Consider the following 6,254-nt stretch of genomic DNA (forward strand, 5'->3'; position numbering starts at 1 on the left):
CTAGGAAGATCATCAAGAAAGGGCTGAATACACTATTGAGAGTAATAAAAAACCGCCACGGTAAAAACGGTGGCGGTTCAGTTTAAAGCAAGTTCAATTACTTCACAGGGTTGAGCTCGATAAGCTTTTCAGTTCTTGCTACGGCGTCTTCCAAACCAAGTTGCTTGTAGGCCTCTAACTGGATAGTCAGTGACTTACGTGCAGCTTCTGTGTCTGGATACGCTTTTTGTAGCTCTTGGCTACGATTAATAGCAGCGACCCAAGCTTCACGGCGAAGGTAGAAGTCAGCAGTCGCTAAATCATAGTTCGCTAGACGGTTTTTCAGCGCGACCATACGTTTTTGTGAATCTTCTGCATATGGGCTATTCGGGTAGCGTTGAAGCAGTTTTTTGAAGTCATCAAACGCTTTTTTTACCGGTTCAGGATCGCGATCGCTTCGATCTACGCTGAATAAATCATGCATAAAGTTACGATCTTGCGCCATGTGGCTTAGACCTCGCATGTACAGCACCCAATCCATCTTTTCATGGGTTGGGTTTAAACGCATAAAGCGAGAAATGGTTGCCAAGCCCAAAGCAAGGTCGTCGTTTTTGTAGTACGCATAGATTAGGTCAAGCTGCACCTGTTCTGAGTAGGCACCGAATGGGTAACGTGAGTCTAATGCTTCCAGTTTCTCAATTGCAGAAAGCCAATTACCACTTTGAAGAGAAATCTGTGCGTCTGCATACAGTTCCGAAGGCGGCACATCAGGAACGATTTCTTCTTTGCTTGCACATCCAAACAGAAGGGATACCGCTAAAAGGCCTGTTAAAGTCTGACGTTTCATATCAGGAGTCTGTTCCTTGAATCTAAATATTTCTTAAGCTGCCGTTACTTTCTTTCCAGTAACAGATACAATGACGTAATAGTCTATTTTTTCACAGTCGTGAGCATTAGTCTCACAGTTTTTAAAAAAGTTCGATATGGCTCAGCAGATTGTATTAACAAATACCGTAAAAGATAGCCAGTTAGGTCAACGTTTAGACCAAGCTATCGCCGAATTATTCGCGGACTTCTCTCGCTCGCGCCTAAAAGAGTGGCTGCTTGATGGGAAAGTTCAAGTTGATGGTGAAGTTGTCACTAAACCTCGTACCAAAGTAATGGGTGGCGAGGAAATTACATTGCAAGCCGAGTTAGAAGATGAAGAACGCTGGGAAGCGCAAGATATCCCGCTAGATATCGTCTATGAAGATGAAGATATTATCGTTATCAACAAACCTCGTGACTTTGTGGTTCATCCGGGCGCTGGTACGCCTGATGGCACTGTGCTTAATGCGTTGTTGCATCATTACCCTGATATTGCAGAAGTACCTCGTGCAGGTATCGTGCACCGTTTGGATAAAGACACAACGGGTTTGATGGTGGTGGCGAAAACCGTTCCTGCACAAACTCGTCTGGTTCGCGCACTGCAAAAACGTAATATTACTCGTGAGTACGAAGCGATCGCTATTGGTCGTATGACTGCGGGCGGTAAAGTGGATCAACCTATTGGTCGTCACTCTACTAAGCGCACGCTTATGGCGGTGGCACCAATGGGCAAACCAGCAGTAACGCACTACCGTGTTGCTGAACGCTTCCGCGAACACACGCGTATTCGTTTGCGTCTAGAAACGGGTCGTACGCACCAGATTCGTGTGCACATGTCTTATCTTCAGCATCCGCTGCTCGGTGATATTGCATATGGTGGACGTGCTCGCATCCCGACAGGTGCGTCTGAAGAGCTAACGGCAATGATCCGGGGCTTCGATCGCCAAGCATTGCACGCAGTAATGCTGCGCTTTGAGCACCCAATTACGGGCGAAGTTCTTGAGTTTCATGCTCCAGTGCCTGATGACATGGTTGTGATGACTGAAGCGCTTCGTCAAGATACAGAAGAGCACGGCTTACCGGAAGAATTCTAATATGAAGACGATCATTCCGAACTGGCCAGCGCCTAAAAATGTCAAAGCTTTCGCCTCAACACGCATAGGCGGATTTTCGACAGGCCCTTACCAAGGGCTAAATTTAGGTACTCACGTTGGGGATGATTTGTCTTTAGTAGAGAAGAACCGAGCTTGGTTGGCGCAACAGGCAAGCATGCCAAATGCGCCAATCTGGTTAAACCAAACGCATTCAACCGTTGTGGCTCAAGCAAATGAACCAACAACACAGGTGCTTGATGCGGATGGTGTATTTACTTCTTCAAGCCATGTTGTTTGTTCAGCGATGACCGCCGATTGTTTACCTGTATTATTGACTAATACACAAGGTACGCAAGTAGCCGCTGTTCACGCAGGTTGGCGCGGCTTAGCAAATGGCATTGTCGAAAATGCGTTAGCGTTGTTTTCTGGTGAAGTGATAGCGTGGCTTGGCCCCGCCATTGGCCCTCAAGCCTTCGAAGTGGGTGAAGATGTTCTGCAAGCTTTTGTTGATTTTGATTCACAGGCGAATCAAGCATTTGCTCCACGCGATATCGACGGTAAATGGTTTGCTGACATGTCGGTGCTGGCAACGCAACGTCTAAACCGGGCTGGTGTGACACAAGTGTTTGATTCTGGACTTTGTACTTACCAAGATAAAGCCTCTTTTTACTCTTATCGCCGTGATGGTAAGACTGGTCGACAAGCAACCTTTATTTGGATCGAAGACTAGCTATAAGCACCAAAGTGCTAAGATGCATACTACTATTTTTGCAAAGCTATCTTTATTCATTCACTCCCTTGAAATTCCCCACCCGAGTATCCATCTTTCTAACTGTCAAAAGAATTTCCTTTAGTTGAGGTTAGGAAGGTAGATATGCGTCTTGATCGATTCACAAGTAAGTTTCAAATCGCTATCTCTGATGCTCAATCACTAGCGTTAGGGCGCGATCATCAATATATCGAGCCAGTTCACCTCATGGTGGCTTTGCTTGATCAAAATGGCAGTCCAATTCGTCCATTGCTTACTATGCTGGATGTGGACGTAACGCATTTACGCTCTAAATTGAGTGAAATGTTAGATCGATTACCAAAAGTCAGTGGCATCGGTGGGGATGTTCAGCTCTCTAGCTCGATGGGCACATTGTTTAACCTGTGTGACAAAGTGGCGCAAAAGCGTCAAGACTCCTATATCTCGTCTGAAGTCTTCCTGCTTGCCGCTTTAGAAGATCGCGGACCATTGGGGCAATTGCTCAAAGAGATCGGCTTAACAGAGCAAAAAGTCAGCCAGGCAATCGAAAAGATCAGAGGTGGTCAAAAGGTCAATGATCCGAATGCAGAAGAGCTTCGTCAAGCATTGGAAAAGTTCACCATAGACCTTACCGAACGTGCAGAGCAAGGTAAATTGGATCCGGTTATCGGCCGTGATGATGAAATCCGTCGTACTATCCAGGTATTGCAGCGTCGTACTAAAAACAACCCTGTGATTATCGGTGAACCAGGCGTAGGTAAGACAGCAATTGTTGAAGGCTTAGCGCAGCGCATAGTTAACAATGAAGTACCTGAAGGTCTGCGTGGTCGCCGTGTGCTATCACTGGATATGGGCGCACTGGTTGCTGGCGCGAAATACCGTGGGGAATTTGAAGAGCGTTTAAAATCAGTATTGAATGAACTTGCTAAAGAAGAAGGCAACGTCATCCTCTTCATTGATGAACTACACACTATGGTCGGTGCTGGTAAAGGTGAAGGCTCAATGGATGCGGGCAACATGCTAAAACCGGCATTAGCTCGTGGTGAGCTGCACTGTGTTGGCGCAACAACATTGGATGAATATCGTCAGTACATCGAAAAAGATGCAGCATTAGAACGTCGTTTCCAAAAAGTGCTGGTGGATGAGCCGACCGTTGAGGATACCGTGGCGATTTTACGTGGCTTGAAGGAGCGTTATGAGCTTCATCATCACGTCGAAATTACCGACCCAGCGATTGTTGCTGCGGCGAGTTTGTCACATCGCTATGTCTCCGACCGTCAGTTGCCGGATAAAGCGATTGACTTGATTGACGAAGCGGCTTCAAGCATTCGTTTACAAATTGACTCTAAGCCAGAGTCCTTGGATAAGCTTGAGCGTAAAATCATCCAACTCAAAATTGAGCAACAAGCACTAAGTAACGAGCACGATGAAGCGAGTGAAAAGCGTTTGAAAGCGCTTAATGAAGAACTCAATGAAAAAGAACGTGAGTACGCTGAACTAGAAGAGGTTTGGAATACAGAAAAAGCAGCTCTTTCTGGCACTCAACATATTAAGTCTGAGCTTGAACAAGCTCGTATGGACATGGAGTTTGCTCGCCGTGCTGGCGATCTAAACCGTATGTCGGAGCTTCAATATGGTCGTATTCCTGAACTTGAGAAGCAGTTAGATCTTGCAACCCAAGCTGAAATGCAGGAAATGACGCTATTGCGTAATAAAGTAACCGACAACGAGATTGCAGAAGTACTTTCTAAGCAAACCGGCATTCCGGTATCCAAGATGCTAGAAGCGGAAAAAGAGAAACTACTTCGTATGGAAGACGTGCTGCATAATCGTGTGGTAGGGCAAAGCGAAGCGGTCTCTGTTGTATCGAATGCCATTCGTCGTAGTCGAGCTGGGCTTTCTGATCCAAACCGACCAATTGGCTCCTTCTTATTCTTAGGTCCAACTGGTGTGGGTAAAACAGAGCTTTGTAAGACACTTGCGAGCTTTATGTTCGACAGTGAAGATGCGATGGTCCGTATCGATATGTCTGAGTTCATGGAGAAACACTCAGTGGCAAGATTGGTGGGTGCGCCTCCAGGCTATGTCGGATATGAAGAGGGTGGTTACTTAACTGAAGCGGTTCGTCGCAAGCCGTATTCGGTAATTTTGTTAGACGAAGTAGAGAAAGCGCATCCGGATGTATTTAACATTCTGCTGCAAGTTCTCGATGATGGGCGTTTAACGGATGGTCAAGGTCGTACTGTTGACTTCCGTAATACGGTTGTGATCATGACATCTAACTTGGGTTCATCTCGTATCCAAGAGAATTTCGCAACATTAGACTATCAAGGTATCAAGAGTGAAGTGATGGATGTGGTTAGCAAACACTTCCGCCCAGAGTTCTTGAACCGTGTTGACGAAATCGTGGTGTTCCATCCACTTGGTCAAGAGCACATTAAGTCCATTGCTTCTATTCAATTGGAACGTTTGGCGAAACGACTAGAGGAGAAAGGCTATCAACTAGAAGTTTCCGACAAAGCACTCGACTTGATCGCTCAAGTTGGTTTCGATCCTGTGTATGGTGCGCGTCCTTTAAAACGTGCAATTCAGCAGAATGTCGAGAACCCGTTAGCCAAATCAATTCTTTCTGGTGAAATCGTTCCAGACAAGACAGTGCAGCTAATTGTTACTAATGACCAAATTTGTGCTCATCAATAATTGTATGGATACAGTAAAATTGAGATAAAAATCACACTAAAGGGGCCGTTTGGCCCCTTTTCTATAGTTTTTTAGAGTCTTTTGTCTGTTTTCTATACGAATAAACTAAAAAGGTGAGTTTTTTTAAAAAATGCACTTGTGTTCTTTAATGAACTCCCTATAATGCGCCTCCGTTGTCATGGGAAAGCAAGTGAAGCGGAACCTAAACAACTACGGTTAGTGAGTTAAAATTAACTCGCAGATAAATAACTTAAAAAAGTGTTTGACACGATAAGTTATCTAGCTAAAATAGCCGTCCACTTTGAAGAGAACTTCGAAGTGTGCTCTTTAAAAATATAGACCTATCAATCTGTGTGGGCACTCGTTGATGATAATCCAATTAGAAGCTTAGGCTTCAAATTAGGTTTCAATGATACGAAGTGACCATTGAATCTTCGGATTCAGCACAGTCAATTCAAACATTACTTTATGTAATGTTCAGTATTCATTGAGCCGAACAAAATCTTAAATTGAAGAGTTTGATCATGGCTCAGATTGAACGCTGGCGGCAGGCCTAACACATGCAAGTCGAGCGGAAACGAGTTATCTGAACCTTCGGGGGACGATAACGGCGTCGAGCGGCGGACGGGTGAGTAATGCCTAGGAAATTGCCCTGATGTGGGGGATAACCATTGGAAACGATGGCTAATACCGCATGATGCCTACGGGCCAAAGAGGGGGACCTTCGGGCCTCTCGCGTCAGGATATGCCTAGGTGGGATTAGCTAGTTGGTGAGGTAAGGGCTCACCAAGGCGACGATCCCTAGCTGGTCTGAGAGGATGATCAGCCACACTGGAACTGAGACACGGTCCAGACTCCTACGGGAG

At 45.6% G+C, this 6,254-nt stretch carries 4 protein-coding genes and 1 rRNA gene; 4 read left to right on the forward strand and 1 reads right to left on the reverse strand.

The window, feature by feature from the left end:
- Positions 1-97: 97 nt before the first annotated feature.
- A complete protein-coding gene (gene bamD, locus R7Z41_RS13810; protein WP_005381876.1) occupies positions 98-826 on the reverse strand; it encodes an outer membrane protein assembly factor BamD in 729 nt (242 codons plus the stop codon).
- A 136-nt stretch (positions 827-962) separates the two neighbouring features.
- On the opposite strand from bamD, the gene rluD reads away from it, so the two are divergent.
- The 4 genes from rluD to R7Z41_RS13830 all read left to right on the forward strand — a co-directional run.
- The gene (gene rluD, locus R7Z41_RS13815) at positions 963-1,940 is read left to right on the forward strand and encodes a 23S rRNA pseudouridine(1911/1915/1917) synthase RluD (protein WP_005381875.1); all 978 of its coding nucleotides are present in this window, start codon (positions 963-965) and stop codon (positions 1,938-1,940) included.
- A 1-nt stretch (position 1,941) separates the two neighbouring features.
- The gene (pgeF, locus tag R7Z41_RS13820; RefSeq protein ID WP_005381874.1) at positions 1,942-2,670 is read left to right on the forward strand and encodes a peptidoglycan editing factor PgeF; all 729 of its coding nucleotides are present in this window, start codon (positions 1,942-1,944) and stop codon (positions 2,668-2,670) included.
- Positions 2,671-2,814: 144 nt separating this feature from the next.
- Positions 2,815-5,388, forward strand: coding sequence for an ATP-dependent chaperone ClpB (clpB, locus tag R7Z41_RS13825; RefSeq protein WP_005381873.1), 2,574 nt, complete (start codon positions 2,815-2,817; stop codon positions 5,386-5,388).
- 506 nt (positions 5,389-5,894) lie between these two features.
- Positions 5,895-6,254 (forward strand): 16S ribosomal RNA (locus tag R7Z41_RS13830); the annotation flags it as partial.

It is taken from the genome of Vibrio sp. 1457 (genome assembly GCF_033340195.1).
In the GTDB taxonomy this organism is placed as follows: Bacteria; Pseudomonadota; Gammaproteobacteria; order Enterobacterales; family Vibrionaceae; genus Vibrio; species Vibrio alginolyticus.

Coding starts and splice junctions, on each gene's coding strand:
- clpB (WP_005381873.1), top strand. CDS start 2,815: ATGCGTCTTGATCGATTCACAAGTAAGTTTCAAATCGCTATCTCTGAT.
- bamD (WP_005381876.1), bottom strand. CDS start 826: ATGAAACGTCAGACTTTAACAGGCCTTTTAGCGGTATCCCTTCTGTTT.
- rluD (WP_005381875.1), top strand. CDS start 963: ATGGCTCAGCAGATTGTATTAACAAATACCGTAAAAGATAGCCAGTTA.
- pgeF (WP_005381874.1), top strand. CDS start 1,942: ATGAAGACGATCATTCCGAACTGGCCAGCGCCTAAAAATGTCAAAGCT.